Here is an 18,441-nt window from a genome sequence, read left to right as displayed (position 1 = left end):
TGCCTTTGAAGCTGCCATGCTGTCCATTTCCTGCTCGGCAAACGCCAGCAGCAGCATGCGCTCACCGCGGGGAAGCCGCCAAAAGTCTCCGGGGCGGAGGTGGTGCCGGACCCACAAGTGGTACAGCATCGTCGTCATTCCCCCGGAGCCGATTAGTTTTTTAGATCAGCAATCTCAACGCCAAAGCCGGACAGTTCGAGCACCTTATCTCCTACTGCATCCAGCTCACCCGCCAGCAGCATACGACGGACAGATTGCTCGCCACCGGACAGCTTCAAACGGCTTGTAATCCGGGGATCGCCCCATCCATTAAGGGACAAGCCCTTCACTTCCAGCTTGCCAGTAGCTTCGGAAATCAACAGGGCATTAAAGGTCTCTGTATCTACCTTTTCATCCACCGCACCCTTCACGGTCCGGCGAATCGTGCAGCGTTCACGAATACTGTCTACTTTGCTGGAGGTGAGGCCGTGCAGCACAATTTTCATATCGAGACGCTTGATGCGGACCGTTTCCTCCGGCAGCTTTTCAGCAGCTTCAAACAGGCTGTCCAAAATTTGTTCTTCTGTCATATTTTCATTCAAGCTCATAAGTCATTCTCCCTTATTTTTAATTTCAGGATTTTGCAAAATCCTTATTTGTATTTGGGGAACGGAATGCCTGACAGCACCCCATCCCCCGTTTTTCAATTTAGTTCGCTACAATCGGATCAAGCAGCTCATAGCCTTCGAAGGTGAAGGTTGTTTCTTCCTGTACTTCCTCGCCCGCTGTCCAGTTGGCAAGCTGGATTTTGTCGGGAGTGCAACGGATGAGACGAATACTTTCATGTCCGAAGGCTTCTGGATCATCCAGTTTGGTAATAATCTCAAAACGGTTAAAACCACGACGAATCATATCGGACGTAACCTTGTAGCCACTCATCGTTCCCGTCCCTTTTTTGATACCACGCTTGTGCACCTTCCACTCATTGCCTACGAGATTCAGCTCGCGTTTTTCCATTTCCACGCTGGCTTCCAGCTTATTGATATTCGTCTGCCACACCCCGTCCACATGCGCCTGACCATACGTACCTAAAATGACTCTTGAAGCATCCAACATTTCTTTTTCCTCCTCAAAATAATCCATAATATAGTTTGGGATTTACCAAAATCCTTGCTGTTAAAAAACGAATTCAGTCCTGCTGAATTGCCGCACAATGCTTATGCGCGTAAAATGCCTATTTATTGCACGTAAAATGTGCCGAACAGCTGCTCCATCACGTCGGTCAGCTTCACGTTCCATTGCAGGAACACTTGATCTGGCTCCGGTTTGATCACTGGAGCATCGCCGTAGTATGCCGGATCGAGAATGACGTCGTAGCCATCCGCCTCGATCACGTTGCTCAAAGACAGCTGTGCCAGATATTCTTTGATCGCACCGATGAGTGCCAGGCGACCTTCCACCGTGTTGTTGATTTTGCCAATGTAAGTTTCCTCGGCTGCACGCTGCAAGTCAGCGTTAATGGCGTCCATGACACGGATGGAGCGAATTTTCTTCCATGCATTGTTTTGACCGGCAGCCGGGTTCACCAAGCTGTTGATCCCGCGCAGCGCTTTGACCTGACGGCCGTCGAAGAACAACAGGAAGACCCCGTTACGGACAGCCTGCTCCTGCTCGGAGCGTGTCCAGCGGCGGGTCACGTCCTCAAAAGGCGTAACCGCATACGTCGCCGATTGGTTCAGCCGTTGGCCTGCAATCAGTCCGGCTACATAGGCAGCCGTTTGGGCGGAGCTGTAGTCCGTACCTGCCAGACGTACACCCGTACCGACGTTCACGACGCCTTCATGGTTCAAGGCCAGGGAACGCGCAGAGGCCACGCTGACAGCCGTTTTGGACACATCATCTGCCGCAGAACCGCCGAATACAGCAATTACGCCTTTGCCCTCGCCCCGGACACGCTTGATCCAGGCGGCAAAGCTTTGCAGCAATGCCATATCGGCTGCATAATCCAGCGCCAGCACGTTAAATTCCTGTCCTTCGAGTGCTTCCTGCATGGCGATGTAATCGGCATTCACCAGCTTGCTATTACCGCTGTTGCCGCCAGTGAGGTGTACGCCGCTGACATCCGCTGGAATGCCGCCATTGCCGACAACCTCGGCCTTCACCCATACGTTTTCACTGTTCTTGTTCAGGGCCTCGGCAATCGAAGCAGCCGTTCCGTCACTGCCTTTGTACGTACCCAGCAGCTTGGTCCCCTCATAAAGGCGTACTTCACGTGCCTGCTCGTCACCCAAAGTCGGCTGTACAGTTACAGCAAAACCATTACCACGGCTACCTGTGTACAACGCCTGCAAACGCAGCACGTCCGTTGGTGTCGCGCCGCCGCTTTTCAGCGTTACGGATGCTTCAGCAGCCGTGTCATCTGCCAAACGGTAAGCGAGCAGTTTTTTCGGACCGCCCAGCAAAGCCAGATAGAGTGTGGAATAGGCTGTCGCACCGTCCTCACTGTCGCCGGAGAAGATTTGACTAATCGCCGTTTCGCTGCCAATCTCTACAAACTCACGTACAGGTCCCCAATTCGCCTTGACGGGTACAACCACCGTACCGCGTGAGCCACCTTGAATCGCTGAAGCTGCTGCTGCCTGAAAGTTCATATACAAACCCGGTAATACCGGTTTATTCGTGTTTTCCCATGTTCCGCCTGCCATAATTAGTCCACCTTCGCTTTCATAAATTGTTCGATTTTAGTGTGTGCTTCTGCTACCGTGAACAGCTTGTCCTGTTCACCAAAAAAGGCGCCTGCCAGCACCTCTTCCTTCACGGAAAACAATGGTTCCGCGTGTTCCTTAAGCTCCTCCAGCGTATAGCGGGGGCCGCCTACTTCCTGCCCGGCATATATCGGGGAATTTTCATTTTTTTCAAAGGTCACTCAGACCACCTCATTTCAAAACAGGATGAATTTCCACTCTGCGAATCAACGCCGCTTCCTCAGCCGGGCGCATACGTCGCTGTACCAGCGTCAGCCGGAGCTGACCGTCTAAAATCGCATCCGCCTGCAAATCGGCCGAAGCTTCGTCCGTAGACATATAACGGCCTTTGTCCTGATCCAGTGGAAGCTGAATTTGAGCGGCAAAGCCCTCGACCAGCGCGGAAGCTGCGCGGTTCTCCTCAGCGCTGTCTGGAGCAATAATATGCCCGATGAACCGTTTGCGTAGCTCATACATGGAGGCTCCCGCCATCCGGGTTTCGCAGCCGCTCAGCCGCCATAGAACCGCGTGTCGTCCCGGCTGTGCAGGCCATGCATCGGCATATACTGACCACGATTCGCCCAGTTGCTTCTGCGTCCAGCGGGTCAAGGCTGCCAGCCATTCATCCGGCTGGGCGGCGCCACTTGCCGGAATAGCTGAACTTCCTTCCGTTTCAGGCACATACACGCCAAAACGCAGCGTTCTATACGCTTTGCCTGTGACGGTGTCCAGCTTTTCTGCATCTCGCACGCCCAAATAGTGGGCGGTAAAAGCCGACGTATCCTCACCTTGGCCTGTCACCGGTTCCCGGTGCAGCCCGGCAATCAGGGCATTCGCCCATACATCGGCCTGCGCCAGCCCGGCTTGTCCTGCGTATAGCTTGATACGTACAACCTGCCGATAGCCAGCCCAGGAAGACTTCCAGATTTCCTCGCCCAGCGCCATAACAGCATACGGCTCCTCTGCCGTCTGCGACGGTGGCTGAACATCGTATACACGCCCTTGCAGTGCCGGAACAATTTCAATGAGCTTTTGCTTAAAGGCTTGTCTCATCCTGCAGCATGCCGCCTTTGCGCATACTGCACTCGCATGCTGTGGCTGCCTAGCCATGCTTTTTTCCACGTTCGTGTTCTCAGCCGGCGCAGCCTCATACTCATGCATTGCAGCATCCCTTGCTTAGGCAACACGACTCCTCCTTTCTGTACAACGAATTCCCGGGAATCAACAGAGACGATCACCGCATAAAAAAACCGGCCCTATTGGCCGGCTAACGTTTGACTGTGTGTGTCTTCGGTATGTTCTCTTGTCTTGATTCCCGATGATATAATCTTACACCCTAATAACGAATACGCTGCCGAAGAAATGGACGATAAAAGCAGAGACTAGGGATGAAGTTAGACGGTGTTTTGCGAACGGATGTTCGTATTGTTGAAACTGCGTTAAATCTATCTAATGGTTGGTGTTGCATAAAAATAACCGCCCTCTAAAAAGGCGGTCAATTAGTTTTCTTCAATGAATAATAAATATGTACAGCATACCTGGTGATCGCTTCATCGTAATTCGGATACTTATACTCGAAGCTTTTTGCCACAGCCTTGGCGTATTTTCTAAACAATTCATAACAAGCAAATAAAGACTGCCACATTTCCGGATAGCCATTTTCAGAGTAGGTGGATAGCAATACTTCCCAATCCTCTTTGGGAAGATAACGATTTATAAATTTGTAATTCTTCCCTACGCTAAAAGTATAGCCTTGCTCTGAGCCAATTTGCCAGGTCATCATTCTGAGCAAATTAGGTCGTGCAATCTCATGTAAATGGTCAATCGCAAACAGGATTTCTCTTCTCGCCAATCCTTTGACTACGTAGGTTGAGACCATCCAGAACTCATTACAGCAATCATCAAATTCCCTTGCCGTTGGCTTTTTAATCCAATATTGATGGTCGTTTGCGATCACTTCATTTTGGACAAGAGCATCCTTATCAAGCACAACCTCAACTAGACCGTCGCTATTCTTAAAATAATCCTCTACCTCGTTTACTGGAATCAGTGTCAGATCTAATTTATTTCCATCCTCAAAAAGAATGATATATGAAAACCAGTTACCTAGTTCTGGTGGGAAAAGCTCCATATCCTCGGGTGTTTGCATCATAAGCCTATTCCCAAAAATATGAAGCCATTGATCGCTTTCCTTGAAAGAATCCATATCTGTTACAAAGTAAGAAATGTCATAATCCTGGAATGTATCGGGGGGAATATTTTTGTTCGTACGTGATCCTTCCAAAGTAACCAATCGTATTCTATCGTCATTCATGGCAAAATCTACAAGTATATTCATCATTTCTTGTTCACTTCTCAAGACTTCATTTCTCAATGCAGTAGTCCTCCGTTCCAGCCTTTAGTCATGAGCCTCATTTTCTTGTTCAATTCCTATTCGTCGTTGTATTTCATACTCCCTGCTGTCCAAGTTAATGGAATCAAGGCTATGACCCCTAATTTCAGGAAATCAGAGCCTTTTAGAGGAGACGTACTGTAAGCCATACTATTTACTAACCGAGCTTTCGATCCGCGCCCTTCTGCAAGCCTGCCAGATTCAAAACGCCTTGGTCTGCCAGCGCAAGCGCCATTTTGTAAAAAGCACGCGTGCGAAGCTTCGTATACGTATCCTTGCTGACCGGCGGGTCCAGTACATAATTGTAAACCTTGTAATCAAACACATCGTCATCCTTTAAATAACGCTCACGGATGAGCAGCTGTTCGCGTTCATTCAAGCGACTAACTACAGCATCTACCATTTCGCAGTAGGCCAGGCGGGCGGCGGGAGCATCTACATTATATACGGCTGTCCGGGCCGTCGGATCGCTGGTCACATTCGTTGGTCCGTTCGGTCGATCCGTATAGCCAGCCGTAATAAAGCTTTCCCGATCCATAAAGGTAATCGTTTTATAAATCCGGTACTTCTCAAACACGCCCTCCAATGCATTCTGCGTTTTGCGACGATCCAATTCGGGTAAGTTATTTTTCATTTACAGCAGCACTCCTTATCTTATGCCTTTTGACAATGATTTAATTTTTAGCGATCACAATTTCTTCGTTTACATTTTGTTCGTGTTTTGTTCGCATCTTGAGTATAACATAGCATTATTTAGGATATCTATCCATCGTCAAAAAAAGCGGTAGGGTCCCAAAAACAGGATGTTCGCTTTATTTTTCTATGCCTTTTGGCATATTACGTGCTTTTCCTCTTTACCTAATGGTATAATGGAACTAATCTATGATTCTATTGCAGAAGGGAGCCTCCTTTGTGGAACAGCCAGCATTCGGAACCTACTTAAAGCAGCAGCGCGAACAAAAGCAATGGAGCATCAACCAATTGGCAGATGCCGCAGGCATTAGCAATTCGCAAATTTCCCGCATTGAAAATGGGCTGCGCGGTATCCCCAAGCCCTCTACTCTCCGCAAAATAGCGGACGCACTCGGCGTATCCTATACCGAAATGATGAAAGTTGCCGGCTATTGGGGAGACGACGATTCAATAGAGCAACATTCACACGAACCTGATCGTTCTACTGTGCCGGAATGGGCTACCTCCAAGGATCGCCGGGATTTCAAGAAAATGCTGGAGGAAGACGACGAATTAATGTTCGACGGCATTCCGCTGGATGAGACAGACCGTCAGCGCATCAAGGATGTGTTAACAGGTCTGTTCTGGGAAGCCAAGCAAATGAACAAGCATAAGAAGCCGCAAAAGCCCCGGGCGGGCAGAGATCAAGGATAGCAGGTGATCGTATGAAAGAACTCATTCACAAACTCGTCCGAAAATACCGTACCAACTGCCCCTTTGATATTGCAAAAGCACTGGGTATCCATATTCGTTATTCCGATCTGGGCTCCACAACCAAAGGGCTGTATTACCACAAGCTGCGCAGAAAATTTATCGTCATCCACGATGGTCTTACACCGGAATGGAAACGGTTTGTTTGTGCGCATGAATTGGGGCATGACCGACTGCATAAAGGCATTAGCCGCTTTTTTATAGAGGAGCATTCCTACTTTTCTCCAGGAAAATTTGAACAGCAAGCCAACCGTTTTGCTGTACTTTTGCTGAGTGAAGGAAAACCGCCGCTGGCTGACGAAACGCTGGAGCACTATTTGCCCCGGATTGGGCTGCCCAAAGAGACTGCTCTTTTTTTTAACCGCAAAACAGAACATTAGTTCTTATCTCGATTATTTACTGTTTATTGCTTCCTCCTCAATATAGGTGATTTGACGACGGCTTTAACAACCGATATATCAAAAATTTTTAGTGCTTTGATATAAAATAGAAGTTATTTTTACAATCATCTGATAAAATGTGGACGTAAGCGTTTGCTCTAATTCATTCATTTTATAGGGGGTTGAAGGAACAACATGAATTCATGGAAAAAAATCTCGTCACTCTTGACGACCGCTGCGCTTCTGTTCGGATGTCTTGGTACGGCGGCAGCAGACCCGGCAGCCAATGCGGGAACAGCGAATACGGCTACTGCTCCGGTCAGCGGCAAGCACATCACCATCCTACATACGAATGATACCCATGCCCACGTGGTCGCAAACGACAAGGAAATGGGCTTCGCCAAGCTGGCGGGCATCATCGACCAGTATCGCGCTTCCAATCCCAATACCTTGCTGCTGGATGCCGGGGATACCGTTCATGGAACGACCTTCGCTACTTTGGTTAACGGTGAGAGTATTGTGAAAGTGATCAACAAGCTGCGCTATGATGCAATGGTTCCGGGCAACCATGAGTTTAATTATGGCTGGAAGCATCTGGTTGAGCTGAGTAAGGAAATTCAGTTCCCCGTGCTGAGTGCCAACATTAAGCAAACAGACGGAACACGTTTGTTCAAACCGTATGTCATTAAGGAAGTGGATGGCGTTAAAATCGGCATTATCGGTCTGACTACGCCTGAAACAGCATATAAGACCAATCCCAAAAATGTGGAAGGGTTTCAATTCACCGATCCTGCGGCTGAAGCCAAAGCAGCTGTAGACGAAATCCGCAGCAAAGTGGACGTCGTCGTCGTTCTTGGTCATTTGGGACAGGATGCATCCAGCACGGACACCAGCCTCAAGGTCGTTAAAGAAGTGCCAGGCATTGATATTTTCATTGATGGACACAGCCACACCGTACTCGAAAAAGGGCTGGTCGGTGACAACGGCACGTTGATCGCTAGCGCAGGCGAATACACCAAGTATCTGGGTGTTGTGGATCTATGGGTCGACGGCGGCAAGGTTACCCAAAAGCAAGCCAAGCTGATTGACTCGACTCAAGCTGCCGATGTTCAGCCCAACGCTGAAATTGCTGCATTGATCGCCTCCATTCAGAAGGATCAGGAACCTATCCTCAAAGAAGTTGTAACGCAAACGAGTGTAGATTTGGAAGGAGCGCGTGAAAAGGTACGTGCGAGCGAAACCAATCTTGGCGATTTGCTCACCGATGCCATGCGTGACGTTTCGGGTGCAGACGTAGCTTTAACTAACGGCGGCGGCATCCGGGCTTCCATCAAGACAGGAACGGTAACCAAAGGAGACATCATCACCGTGCTGCCTTTTGGAAACCAGATTGTTACCCTGAAGGTGAAAGGCTCTGACATTCAGGCAGCACTTGAAAATGGCACAGCCTCCTATCCGGAGCCAAGCGGAGGCTTTCCGCAGGTATCAGGTATCTCATTTAAAATAGACACCTCAGCAGCCAAAGGAAGCCGTGTTCATTCCGTTCTGATCGGCGGCAAGGCGCTTGATCCTGAGGCAACGTACACATTGGCCACCAATGACTTTACTGCTGTAGGCGGTGACCAATATACGATGTTCGCTAAATACCAGCAGGCAGGAATGTTCGGATCGCTGGACGAGGCGTTAATCCGCTATATGCAAAAAATTGGCTCCGCCAGCCTGAAAGTACAAGCAGACGGCCGCATTCAAGAAGCCAAGGCAGACGTGAAAGCCACCGTCCCTGCCACACAGCCTGTGCCAGCTGCACCAATCGCAGCACCAGCACCTGTGCAGGAAAAACCGCAAGCCGTCTCTACACCGGCTGCGAAACCAGCACCAGCGAAGCCGGCACCGACAAAAACGCAACCAGCCAAGCCACAGCAGGCCTCCGTTTCTGCCCAGGCTGCTCATAGCCATGTGTATGTTGTGAAATCCGGGGATACGTTATATGACATTTCCCGCAAACACGGTACCACCTGGCAACAGCTGGGGCGGTTGAACAAGTTGAAAAATCCTCACCGCATTTATCCGGGACAAAAGTTGAACCTCCCGGCCTAATTCAACAGTTTGTCAGAAGATTTAATGTATGCGATAGTCCAAGCTTATTTGGACATCGCATATTTTTTTATAAAGCAAGCCTTTAAACCGCTGACAAGTTGTGGACCGAGAGGTATGATGGAGAAGAGCCATATTCAAGCAGAGAACATTCATCCCGGTATTGATCGGGACCAGTCAGGTGTGTGGAAGGAGTCCAGAAATGCAATACATTATTTATGATCTTGAATTTACCGTTAGCCGTAACGCCAGATATTCCTCTGAAATCATTGATATCGGTGCTGTCAAAGTCGTTCAGGGAGACGACGGTCTATACGTTGCAGATACGTTTCACAGTTTTGTAAGACCCTCAAATCGACCTGTACTGTCCACGGATACCGTTCAGTTCACGGGCATTACTCAACGAGATATTGATGCCGCCCCGCTCTTTCCCGAAGCTGTGAAGCAATTTGTTGCCTGGCTCGGTACGGATTCACCCTATTATTTGTGTGCATGGGGGCCGGATGACCGTCAAAAGCTGGTATCCCATTGTCGTACCCATCATGTAGATCTTGGGTGGATTCATAATACGAATGATATACAGAAGCAAATCTCCCGTCTGTTTGGTTCGGGCGGTAAATACCGTCAGCTGAGTCTGTCTCAGGCGCTGGAATTGTGCCACATTGACTTTGACGGTCAGCAGCACCGTGCACTGGACGATGCCATTAACACCGCTCAGGTTTTTATACATCTTTTTGATCGTATTTCATTAGTGAATAACGCTGCTGACGATGAGGAAAACCGAGGCTCAAAGCTCGTATACTCCTCGCCGGAGGAAGAACAGGAGCATTACAGTCCATTTGGCAATCTCGCCAACCTGTTTAAGGACCATTAAGCAGATAGCTCCCCGGCCCGTTCCGGGGGATCTCCCCCTGTTATTCTTGATTTCCTGCCTTTTTATCGAAATAAAATGCCCCCCAGGTCTGCAGCATTTCCTGCATTCGCTTGCGGTACCGCAAAGGCTCCAGAATCTCAGCCTCTGCTCCATACGAGGTGAGCCAATCCAGAAATTCACGGTCATGATTGACCGTCACCTCAAACAACAAGCTTCCATCCGGCAAATCCTTGAGTAATGGCTTGATGAATAATTCCTCTTCTTTGACCCGATATACAGACTCGGCAGAAAATCGAACCACAAACCGAATATTTTGATTTCCTTTGGTAACCGACCAGGTCCCTTTAAAAAACATTTCCATCTCTGTCGTATTCTTTTGAAACGTATACGGCAAAATTCTCATATTCCGAAAGCGGCTGATCCGAAAGGTTCTCATGGCGGATTGCTTATGACAAAAACCAAGCATATAAAACCGCCGATCCTGCGGAACCAAACAATAAGGATCTACTTGAACCAGTGACACATCTTCATTTTGAGGTGAGCTGTATTCCGCTTCAATCGTCTGCTGCGTAAGACTTGCCAAAACAATCAGCCTGAGCAGATAGGGCTGGTTTTCCCGATCAAGTGTCGAGCCGAGCCGAATGATATTTTTCATCTCCTGCGCGAAGCTCGTCTGGTCTATCTTTTTTTTCTGACTAGAGGCCATCACTTTCTCATACGCACTTTCAAAAGCCGGCGGCAAAAGAGGCTTCACCGTTTCCATAATATCTCCCAGCTTGGCAAAAGCCTCTGCCTCTTCTTCCGTCCAATTCAGAGGATACAAAGCAAAATTGCTTATAAATATGTACCCTTTGCCATGCCCCATGTTCGTAATTGGAATATGCATAGCACTAAGCGCCTCCATATCTCGGTAGATGGTACGTTCTGATGTTTCGCAACGTTCCGCAAGCTCTCTTGCCAATATCCCCGGATTTGCCTGAACAATAGTAATAATCCGCATTAAACGTATCAACCGATCAGTCAAGGAAGTCTCTCCTTTACAAAAAAATAGTAAATTAGACTCACTACGTTACACAAATAAACTAGCATAATCACCTATTTCATAATATTAATTTCGTTTAACTAAACGTTTACTACCGAATTCGATTGATCAAAAAGAACTTTAGAACTATGATAGTGATTTGATTCAAAAGTCCCATTCCATTTATTACGTATGGCTAGAAGTAACTCAGCTTCCTTCAGGTAATCCATATCATCGGTTCTTGCTGCTCGTATTAGCAATTCGTCTGCTTGTCTGTTAAGGATAAACGCACCTCGCTCATGATCACCTTTCTCGTACATACGCAATGCCTTTTTTACAATCATGGACGTCTCATTCAGCTTTATGTATTTTTCCACCATCGGATGGGGTGGAACGCTCAGCAGGCCCAGATGATGCGTGTAATTGATGTAGATTTGGTCCGACCTAACCAGCGTTCGCTTTTCCTGAGATGGCTTACGCCAGCTCCACTCCATCAATCCAATGGTATGTCTTCCGGATGAGTGAGCCGGTACAGAGAACGTCAAGGCAGCCTGTCTGTAGTTTCCCCGCCGCACATCCCCACAGTGGATGACCATGCGATCTCCGTCTTCTGAGCGTTTGAAACCGAGTCTCACCCCTTCGACTTTTAGTAGACTTACCCCGTTTTCGGGAATGAACTGGAGTTGAAGGTCACACCCCGCTGTTTTCAGGATTAGATTCCCTTTTCTTTTACGAATAGCTCCATAGCCCCATTCTATCAGTAGATTTACTTGTTCGGCCCCATTCGCTGATATAGACTCTTTTTCCCATGTGTACGTTACATTGACCATTGACTTTACCACTGGTAATTTCCCCCTAAAAGAACATGTAACTCTAAATTAACAGTGTTATCTGACACTATACTGTCAGGGAACGTACGTTTGCTTGTGAAAATTATACATGGTAATCTTTATGAAGGGGGACCTGCTTCGACAAATAACAATTTAAGCCATTAAAATTGCATAAAAACGCAAAAATAGCCCGACTTATGCCGAGCTACATTATAGTCTGCTTCCATATTTTATATCTTACGAAATTGTAGTTTCTGTTAAAGAAACTTTCGTCTTTTTGTAATTTTCGGGTATAGGTGCAAACGTAGTGCTATCCACTATGAGTTCCTTTGCTAATGGTTTTCCATTGACCGTGATCTTTAAAATTTTATAATCTTGCTCTCTCTCGTTCATCTTTCATTTCTCCTTCTATAAATCTACTCTTCCTATATTTTCGGTTCAGATATTCATTTTTAGGCACTGATCAGTAATTGAAGGCTTCGGCACGCTTGGCGGGAAAAATGTCGGAATGCAGATGCTTTCTTGATATACCCGTTTTGAGGTACACTTAACCTATATATCGACTTTTTTTGAGAACATTTTTCCATAATGATCGTCCGTTTATTCTGAAATCTGCATCCTAATCCGTATACTGTACGTAACCATGAGATATGGGTAAATGATGGGTACTATCTTACATCTTGGTGTATCAGAAGGGGGAACGTCTTTTGACACGACAAACCTGTCGCATTGCTTTCTACCGCCGTGTTGTTTGCACGGCTATAGCGCTTCTGTTTATTTTTGGGGTAACTCGTGTGCCCGGGGCATATGCTGCCTATTGGGACGATGTATATCAAGGCTTTGAGCAATTTTCCCGCCTGCCCGGCGATGTATATCAGCTCAAGGAAGGCTACCGGCAAACGCAGGAAGAGCTGCAAAAGGCCCGTGGCAGTATAGAAGCCTATCAAGAGCAAAACGCCCAACTGCTGGAGCAAAATCGTAAGCTGACCGACACCGTTACTGAGCTAAAAAACCTTCAAGCCCAGCGCGATCAGGCTTCACACCGAAATAAGATGCTTTTGATCACGGCTGTAATTCTGCTGGCTGGCTATTTTATAGGCATCCGCCTGTTGCGTTACGGGATGCGTCGACGTTCGGGAAGATACTAGCTGCCTGAAAGGATGAAACGTCTGAATGGACATACAAGCAGGACGTTACCATGATGAGAGCATCGGTTCGGTTGTAACGCTCAATCTAGCGGAAGGAGAAAAGATGCACGTTCTGCATCCGCAGCAAATTATCGCTTACCGTGGCCCCAGCTCAGGTCGCAGTGACAAGCTGATGAATATAAAGGGCATGTATCGCAAGCACAAGCTGATTCAGGCCGATTTCACAGGGGCTTGCCGTTTGATTGCCGCACTTCCGCCCGGCTTTAGCCTAAAAATGATTGAGCTTGAAGGAGGCGATGATCTGCTATACGATTTTCGCAATTTGTTCTGGTACAGCTCTGGAATCCATATGCGTACCAAACTGCTGAGTATGAAAAACATGCTGTTCAGCCGCGATGTTATTAAAATGAAATTTGACGGTGTGGGTCAAATTGGTCTTTTGACTCAGGGTTTGGTATGTCAGGAGCAGCTTCATCCGACAGAGCCGATCTATGTCGATGCGAGCAGTGTCATCGCCTATCCCGAAAACGCCAATCTGGAGCTGACCGTGTACGGCAACCATCTCGCCAGCCAGCATATGAACTATCATTTTAAAATGACTGGACAGGGTACTGTGCTTTTTCACGCCGGGGAGCATCATCGACGTCTCCAGCAGGATATGAACGACGATGGCATCATCAAACGATTTTTAAGGGAAGTTATTCCCTTTGGCGGAGTGTTTATCAAATAGCCCTGCCATGCTATAATGGCAATGCTATTAGCAAAATAGTCGGTCCCTGTGGCCAACACTATAATGAAGAAAATCCGTGCATCTTGCATGGGAGAGGTTCGCGAACTCCCTCTATAAAAAACTAACGATGCTTTGTCCTCCGCATGAAAAATGAACTCGCGGGGCAAGGCCTGTTTTTTGTTGAAGTCGGTTCAAGAACTCTCCTTCTTCCAAGTGACAAGACTCTGCGTCTTACACGATTCCAAGAAGATCGAGAGGTTTTTTTATGTTTGCAAACGAAAAAGCGGTCGTCGTATTCAGCGGCGGTCAAGACAGCACAACCTGTTTATTTTGGGCAAAAAAACATTTTGCCGAAGTAGAAACCGTGACGTTCGATTACGGTCAACGCCACAAGCAGGAAATTGAAGTAGCCGCCGGAATTGCTCACAAGCTGGATGTTCCGCAAACGGTGCTGGATATGAGCCTGCTCAATCAACTAGCCCCTAATGCCCTCACGCGCACCGACATTGACATTACGCAAGAGGATGGCGAACTGCCTAGTACATTTGTAGACGGTCGCAATCTGCTGTTCCTAAGCTTCGCCGCAGTACTCGCCAAGCAAAAAGGAGCGCGCCACATCATTACTGGCGTTTGCGAGACGGATTTCAGCGGTTATCCTGATTGCCGGGATTCTTTTATCAAATCACTGAACGTCACACTCAACCTTTCGATGGACTATCCCTTTGTGATTCACACCCCACTCATGTGGTTGAATAAGGCTGAAACCTGGAAAATGGCCGATGAGCTGGAAGCTTTTGAATTTGTAAGAACCCGTACACTAACATGCTATAACGGTGTCATCGGGGATGGCTGTGGCGAATGCCCTGCCTGCAAACTTCGCCGCGCCGGACTGGAGCAGTATCTCGCGGTTCGCGGAGCTTCATCCCAAGGAGCTGATGGCCATGCGTGAACCGGGTACCTTTCATATTGTCGACAAGCTCCAGCAGTTCGGGACAGATATTGAACACGCTCAGCTGCGCTATCACCGCAAACGTGTACTGGTCAGCAAACAATTTACGTTTGATGCAGCACATCATTTGCACTGCTATGAAGGCAAATGCAAAAATCTGCACGGACATACCTATATTGTAGTTTTTGGCATAAGCGGCATACCGGGCGAAACAGGCCTAACGCTGGATTTTGGCGATATCAAAACAATCTGGAAAGAACGGATCGAGCCTTATTTAGACCACCGTTACCTGAACGAGACGCTGCCCCCAATGAATACAACGGCGGAAAACATGGTCGTCTGGATCTTTGAACAAATGGAGTCCGCCTTGACCTCGGAGGCATACCGCTCCCGCGTGGAAGGTGGACGCACCGAATTTGTGCGGCTGTTCGAGACACCTACCAGCTACGCCGAATTCCGACGGGAGTGGATGCTGGATGAATAATCATACCGTGACAGCTCACCAAACAACAACGCCCTCTCGTGTGACCAAAACAGCTCCCATCCCCGTATTGGAGGTGTTTGGTCCCACCGTTCAGGGCGAAGGCATGGTCATTGGGCGTAAAACGATGTTTGTTCGTACCGCAGGCTGCGACTACCATTGCTCATGGTGCGACTCTGCCTTTACCTGGGACGGCAGTGCCAAGGATCAAATTCGTCGTCTCCATGCCGCAGACATTTGGCAGGAGCTGAAAGCCATCGGCGGTGAACGGTTTTCGCATGTGACCCTTTCCGGAGGCAATCCTGCCCTGCTGCCACAGCTTGGGGAGCTGGTCGCCCTGCTGCGCAGTCAAGGCATTGCCACCGCCGTCGAAACACAAGGCTCCCGTTGGCAGGAATGGCTGTACGATATCGACGAGGTGACCTTATCCCCCAAGCCGCCCAGCTCTGGCATGTCGACCAACTGGGACGTGCTGGATGGTATCGTCGCCCGTCTGTCGAATCGGAAGAGGACTGATGGGAAAACGGTTGGAGAGTCCAGGTCTACGACACACATCTCAACCGCAGCATGCACAGAGGAAGCCGCTAATGAATCTGTGAGAACCTACCATGGAGCATGCAGCTTGAAGGTCGTCATATTTGATGACACCGATCTCGCATATGCACGCACCGTTCACGAGCGCTACCCGCACATTCCTCTGTTCCTCCAGACTGGCAATCCAGACGTGAACACAGAGAACACGGAACAGATCGCGGAATCCCTACTCCATCGTTATGAGTGGCTTATCGACCGTGTCATGGACGATTCCCAACTTAGCGACGTAAGAGTACTCCCACAGCTCCACACCCTTGTATGGGGCAACAAACGCGGCGTATAGCACATAAATGTAATATATTCCATATGAGCTGTATGTGATACACAAATACGCCAAATTCGTTAAAGCGTACATTTGACATCCAAGCTACAAAATAAGAGAAACCCTCGTCCGTGAGGACGGGTTTTCTCACAAGATGAAGCTCCTTCTATGAAGGAGCGAACTTTTCACTTCTGCCCATCCCACATGCAAACGAGTAGGGACTTTAGGGTGGTAACGGCGGTCGGAAGCGGAGCGGAGGATTTGAAGCTGGAGAAGCGTTAGCGTTCGCCTTTGAAATGGGATTCTAACCTATACATCTGTCAATTATCAGAAAGAATCCCATTTCAACAGCGATCGGAAGCTCAAATCCTACGCGGAGCGACACGAACCTCCCCACCACCATAACTCCCATCTCGTTTTCTTAAACTACTCTTAAGGAGCCTAACCCAACATGACCGGAAGAAAACCCGAAGAAATGACCGACGTTACCCTGCTTGGCAACCAAGGCACACAATATACCTTTGCCTATGATCCTGCCATTCTCGAAAGCTTTGATAATAAACACCCGTACCGCGATTATTTTGTAAAGTTCAATTGCCCGGAGTTTACCAGCCTGTGCCCGATTACAGGACAGCCTGATTTTGCAACCATCTACATCAGCTACATTCCTGATATTAAAATGGTAGAAAGCAAATCCCTCAAGCTGTACCTGTTCAGCTTCCGCAACCACGGCGATTTCCATGAGGACTGCGTCAACATTATCATGAATGACCTGATCAAGCTGATGGACCCTCGTTATATCGAAGTGTGGGGCAAGTTTACGCCACGCGGCGGTATTTCCATAGACCCGTATACCAACTACGGCAAACCGGGAACCAAGTATGAGCAAATGGCGGAGCACCGCATGATGAATCATGATATGTACCCGGAGACGGTAGATAACCGTTAAGATTTTTATTCTCGCTACACTTACTCATCATTAAACAATGAAGTGCACCTCCAGAATAGACGCTGGATAACCTCATGGTTGATCCGGTGTATTCCAAAGGTGCACTTTTTAATCGTCCTGTTTGGTTATTTTGTGACTTTTAACTGAGTGCTGTCCGCTTTATAGATAATCTTTACTTTATATTTACTTGGCAAACCTACTGTTTCAATGGAAGAAAATGCTCCATTTCTTTTACCATAGGTTAAAATTGTGGCACCGTTAGCCGGTACATATTTGTTAGAGAAATTCAGACGTAATTTTCCGTTAAGCTGGGCTGTTCCCTTAATATAAAGCACGTCATTTTTACTGTCCAGGTTGAGCTCAAGTGATCCCTTGGCTGTTTGCTTGTAATTACCGCCAATAACGAGCTTGCCAGAAGTATTGGTACGGAGAGTGCCTCCATTATTCGTAACATCACCCCTTCCGAAGGCCGTTTCAGAGTTCCCCTCCAGAATGCCTTGCTCGAGCTGTGTACCGCCGGAATACGTATTGCTGCCCATGAGCTTCAGCGTACCTGTTCCCTTTTTAGTCAGCTTTCCAACGCCGGAGATATTGTTGCGCCAGCGATCCAATGCATTGAAGCCGCCTTTGGAGGAATCCATAGTCACGGTAACATGATTGGCAAAAGCACCATAACCGTCCACGGCGGAAAACAGATTAAGCCGTCCCCATCCCTCGGCATCGTCAAGCACGGGGTAACCGGAAGGAAGACCTGTAGTAGCCAAAACCCAGCGGCGTTGTGTGCTGTCAAGGTAAGGCAGACGTGTCTCCAGCAGCACCTCCGCTCCCTTAGGCACCGTCATTGGCGTAGTCGTCGGATTAATCTGGCTAAATCCGTATGTCAATCGCTCGGTGTAGCTCTTTTTGTTGGCAGCGTAATTGTTGAACCGGTCAGGCGCTGTACCCTTTTGCGTTAACAATTTGCTGTGAGCATCCTGATAAGCTGCTTTCTTCAAACTGTTATTGGCCGGATCAGACAGGATGGCAGCCGCCGTCGCCGTTGCCATGACACGCCCTCCCATCACATCAAATGGCGAATGCATACCAGCAACAATACGATTGTTGCCCAGCTCCGAAGCTCGTGTAAGCAGTTCCTGGTAACGCTCTGGTACAGCATAGGCCATAGCGATAGCGCTGAGATACGCAGCATTGGTATGACCACTAGGAAAGCCGCCATCCTTGCTCGGGTCCGGATTTTGAGCTGGCAGCAAAGTCGGAACTACAACTGAATTATCGCTCCAGCGAAACGGACGAGGGTAGCTAAAGTACGCCTTAGCTGAGCTTGTCGAAGAGTAATCCCCACGCAAGGTATTTACCAAATTCACGATATTGCCAAGACTGGAGCTTGTACTGCCTGCATTGGTTCCCTCATCTTCGTATTTTTTAGTCAAGGCATCTGCCGGTATGTCGTTGATTGTTGTATTTGCCCTCGCGTTCTTTCGATATACATCGGTAAGCGAACCCAGACCGTAGAGCTTTGTTTTGTAAAACAAAGGTGCAACCGTTGTTTCAGATAAGCTGATAACGAAAAA

At 48.2% G+C, this 18,441-nt stretch carries 20 protein-coding genes, 1 pseudogene and 1 riboswitch; of the genes and pseudogenes, 10 read left to right on the top strand and 11 right to left on the bottom strand.

Features of this window, described 5'->3' with window-relative positions:
• Nucleotides 1-152 precede the first annotated feature (152 nt).
• The 7 genes from GCU48_RS16450 to GCU48_RS16420 all read right to left on the bottom strand — a co-directional run bounded on the left by GCU48_RS16450 (nt 153) and on the right by GCU48_RS16420 (nt 5,749).
• On the bottom strand, nt 153-587 hold the full coding sequence (locus GCU48_RS16450; protein WP_007429164.1) for a phage tail assembly chaperone: 435 nt from the start codon (nt 585-587) through the stop codon (nt 153-155).
• A gap of 100 nt (nt 588-687) precedes the next feature.
• The gene (locus GCU48_RS16445) at nt 688-1,095 is read right to left on the bottom strand and encodes a phage tail tube protein (RefSeq protein ID WP_007429163.1); all 408 of its coding nucleotides are present in this window, start codon (nt 1,093-1,095) and stop codon (nt 688-690) included.
• A 122-nt stretch (nt 1,096-1,217) separates the two neighbouring features.
• Nucleotides 1,218-2,684, bottom strand: coding sequence for a phage tail sheath family protein (locus tag GCU48_RS16440; protein ID WP_152380723.1), 1,467 nt, complete (start codon nt 2,682-2,684; stop codon nt 1,218-1,220).
• A gap of 2 nt (nt 2,685-2,686) precedes the next feature.
• The gene (locus GCU48_RS16435) at nt 2,687-2,905 is read right to left on the bottom strand and encodes a YqzN/YkzM domain-containing protein (RefSeq protein ID WP_152380722.1); all 219 of its coding nucleotides are present in this window, start codon (nt 2,903-2,905) and stop codon (nt 2,687-2,689) included.
• A 10-nt stretch (nt 2,906-2,915) separates the two neighbouring features.
• On the bottom strand, nt 2,916-3,884 hold the full coding sequence (locus GCU48_RS16430; protein ID WP_152380721.1) for a hypothetical protein: 969 nt from the start codon (nt 3,882-3,884) through the stop codon (nt 2,916-2,918).
• Nucleotides 3,885-4,218: 334 nt separating this feature from the next.
• On the bottom strand, nt 4,219-5,082 hold the full coding sequence (gene ant(6), locus GCU48_RS16425; RefSeq protein ID WP_152382185.1) for an aminoglycoside 6-adenylyltransferase: 864 nt from the start codon (nt 5,080-5,082) through the stop codon (nt 4,219-4,221).
• Between the two features lie 190 nt (nt 5,083-5,272).
• Nucleotides 5,273-5,749, bottom strand: coding sequence for an ArpU family phage packaging/lysis transcriptional regulator (locus GCU48_RS16420; protein WP_007429156.1), 477 nt, complete (start codon nt 5,747-5,749; stop codon nt 5,273-5,275).
• Between the two features lie 278 nt (nt 5,750-6,027).
• On the opposite strand from GCU48_RS16420, the gene GCU48_RS16415 reads away from it, so the two are divergent.
• The 4 genes from GCU48_RS16415 to GCU48_RS16400 all read left to right on the top strand — a co-directional run bounded on the left by GCU48_RS16415 (nt 6,028) and on the right by GCU48_RS16400 (nt 9,906).
• Nucleotides 6,028-6,501: a helix-turn-helix domain-containing protein gene (locus GCU48_RS16415; protein ID WP_152380720.1), complete on the top strand. Its 474-nt coding sequence runs from the start codon at nt 6,028-6,030 to the stop codon at nt 6,499-6,501.
• An 11-nt stretch (nt 6,502-6,512) separates the two neighbouring features.
• Nucleotides 6,513-6,938 (top strand): ImmA/IrrE family metallo-endopeptidase, encoded by a 426-nt coding sequence (locus tag GCU48_RS16410; protein WP_152380719.1) that lies wholly within the window; start codon nt 6,513-6,515, stop codon nt 6,936-6,938.
• 195 nt (nt 6,939-7,133) lie between these two features.
• Nucleotides 7,134-9,035: a 5'-nucleotidase C-terminal domain-containing protein gene (locus GCU48_RS16405; RefSeq protein WP_152380718.1), complete on the top strand. Its 1,902-nt coding sequence runs from the start codon at nt 7,134-7,136 to the stop codon at nt 9,033-9,035.
• Nucleotides 9,036-9,234: 199 nt separating this feature from the next.
• Nucleotides 9,235-9,906 (top strand): 3'-5' exonuclease, encoded by a 672-nt coding sequence (locus GCU48_RS16400; RefSeq protein WP_152380717.1) that lies wholly within the window; start codon nt 9,235-9,237, stop codon nt 9,904-9,906.
• A 40-nt stretch (nt 9,907-9,946) separates the two neighbouring features.
• On the opposite strand, the gene GCU48_RS16395 is transcribed toward GCU48_RS16400, so the two are convergent.
• The 3 genes from GCU48_RS16395 to GCU48_RS27000 form a co-directional block, all read right to left on the bottom strand.
• Nucleotides 9,947-10,930 carry a helix-turn-helix transcriptional regulator gene (locus GCU48_RS16395; protein WP_152380716.1) on the bottom strand — a complete coding sequence of 328 codons (984 nt, stop codon included), beginning with the start codon at nt 10,928-10,930 and terminating at the stop codon, nt 9,947-9,949.
• A 98-nt stretch (nt 10,931-11,028) separates the two neighbouring features.
• Nucleotides 11,029-11,769: a hypothetical protein gene (locus GCU48_RS16390; protein ID WP_152380715.1), complete on the bottom strand. Its 741-nt coding sequence runs from the start codon at nt 11,767-11,769 to the stop codon at nt 11,029-11,031.
• A 225-nt stretch (nt 11,770-11,994) separates the two neighbouring features.
• The gene (locus GCU48_RS27000) at nt 11,995-12,150 is read right to left on the bottom strand and encodes a hypothetical protein (RefSeq protein WP_167518712.1); all 156 of its coding nucleotides are present in this window, start codon (nt 12,148-12,150) and stop codon (nt 11,995-11,997) included.
• 314 nt (nt 12,151-12,464) lie between these two features.
• On the opposite strand from GCU48_RS27000, the gene GCU48_RS16385 reads away from it, so the two are divergent.
• The 6 genes from GCU48_RS16385 (at nt 12,465) to queF (ending at nt 16,870) form a co-directional block, all read left to right on the top strand.
• Nucleotides 12,465-12,905: an SH3 domain-containing protein gene (locus GCU48_RS16385; protein ID WP_152380714.1), complete on the top strand. Its 441-nt coding sequence runs from the start codon at nt 12,465-12,467 to the stop codon at nt 12,903-12,905.
• A 25-nt stretch (nt 12,906-12,930) separates the two neighbouring features.
• Nucleotides 12,931-13,635 (top strand): AIM24 family protein, encoded by a 705-nt coding sequence (locus tag GCU48_RS16380; protein WP_152380713.1) that lies wholly within the window; start codon nt 12,931-12,933, stop codon nt 13,633-13,635.
• Nucleotides 13,636-13,722: 87 nt separating this feature from the next.
• Nucleotides 13,723-13,766, top strand: a riboswitch (PreQ1 riboswitch).
• A gap of 134 nt (nt 13,767-13,900) precedes the next feature.
• Nucleotides 13,901-14,584, top strand: a complete 684-nt coding sequence (gene queC, locus GCU48_RS16375; RefSeq protein ID WP_152380712.1) for a 7-cyano-7-deazaguanine synthase QueC — start codon at nt 13,901-13,903, stop codon at nt 14,582-14,584.
• Nucleotides 14,577-15,068: a 6-carboxytetrahydropterin synthase QueD gene (queD, locus tag GCU48_RS16370; protein WP_025716263.1), complete on the top strand. Its 492-nt coding sequence runs from the start codon at nt 14,577-14,579 to the stop codon at nt 15,066-15,068. The genes queC and queD overlap by 8 nt, the downstream gene beginning before the upstream one ends.
• The gene (queE, locus tag GCU48_RS16365) at nt 15,061-15,942 is read left to right on the top strand and encodes a 7-carboxy-7-deazaguanine synthase QueE (RefSeq protein WP_152380711.1); all 882 of its coding nucleotides are present in this window, start codon (nt 15,061-15,063) and stop codon (nt 15,940-15,942) included. Before queD ends, queE begins: the two co-directional genes overlap by 8 nt.
• A gap of 430 nt (nt 15,943-16,372) precedes the next feature.
• Nucleotides 16,373-16,870, top strand: coding sequence for a preQ(1) synthase (gene queF / locus GCU48_RS16360; protein ID WP_007429143.1), 498 nt, complete (start codon nt 16,373-16,375; stop codon nt 16,868-16,870).
• A gap of 125 nt (nt 16,871-16,995) precedes the next feature.
• On the opposite strand, the pseudogene GCU48_RS16355 reads toward queF, so the two are convergent.
• Nucleotides 16,996-18,378, bottom strand: a pseudogene (locus GCU48_RS16355) (acid phosphatase); the annotation flags it as partial.
• Nucleotides 18,379-18,441 lie beyond the last annotated feature (63 nt).

The organism is Paenibacillus brasilensis (assembly GCF_009363115.1).
Lineage (GTDB): Bacteria > Bacillota > Bacilli > Paenibacillales > Paenibacillaceae > Paenibacillus > Paenibacillus brasilensis.
Note: the sequence above shows the minus strand (reverse complement) of the source record. Positions and strands in the feature narration are given on the sequence as shown.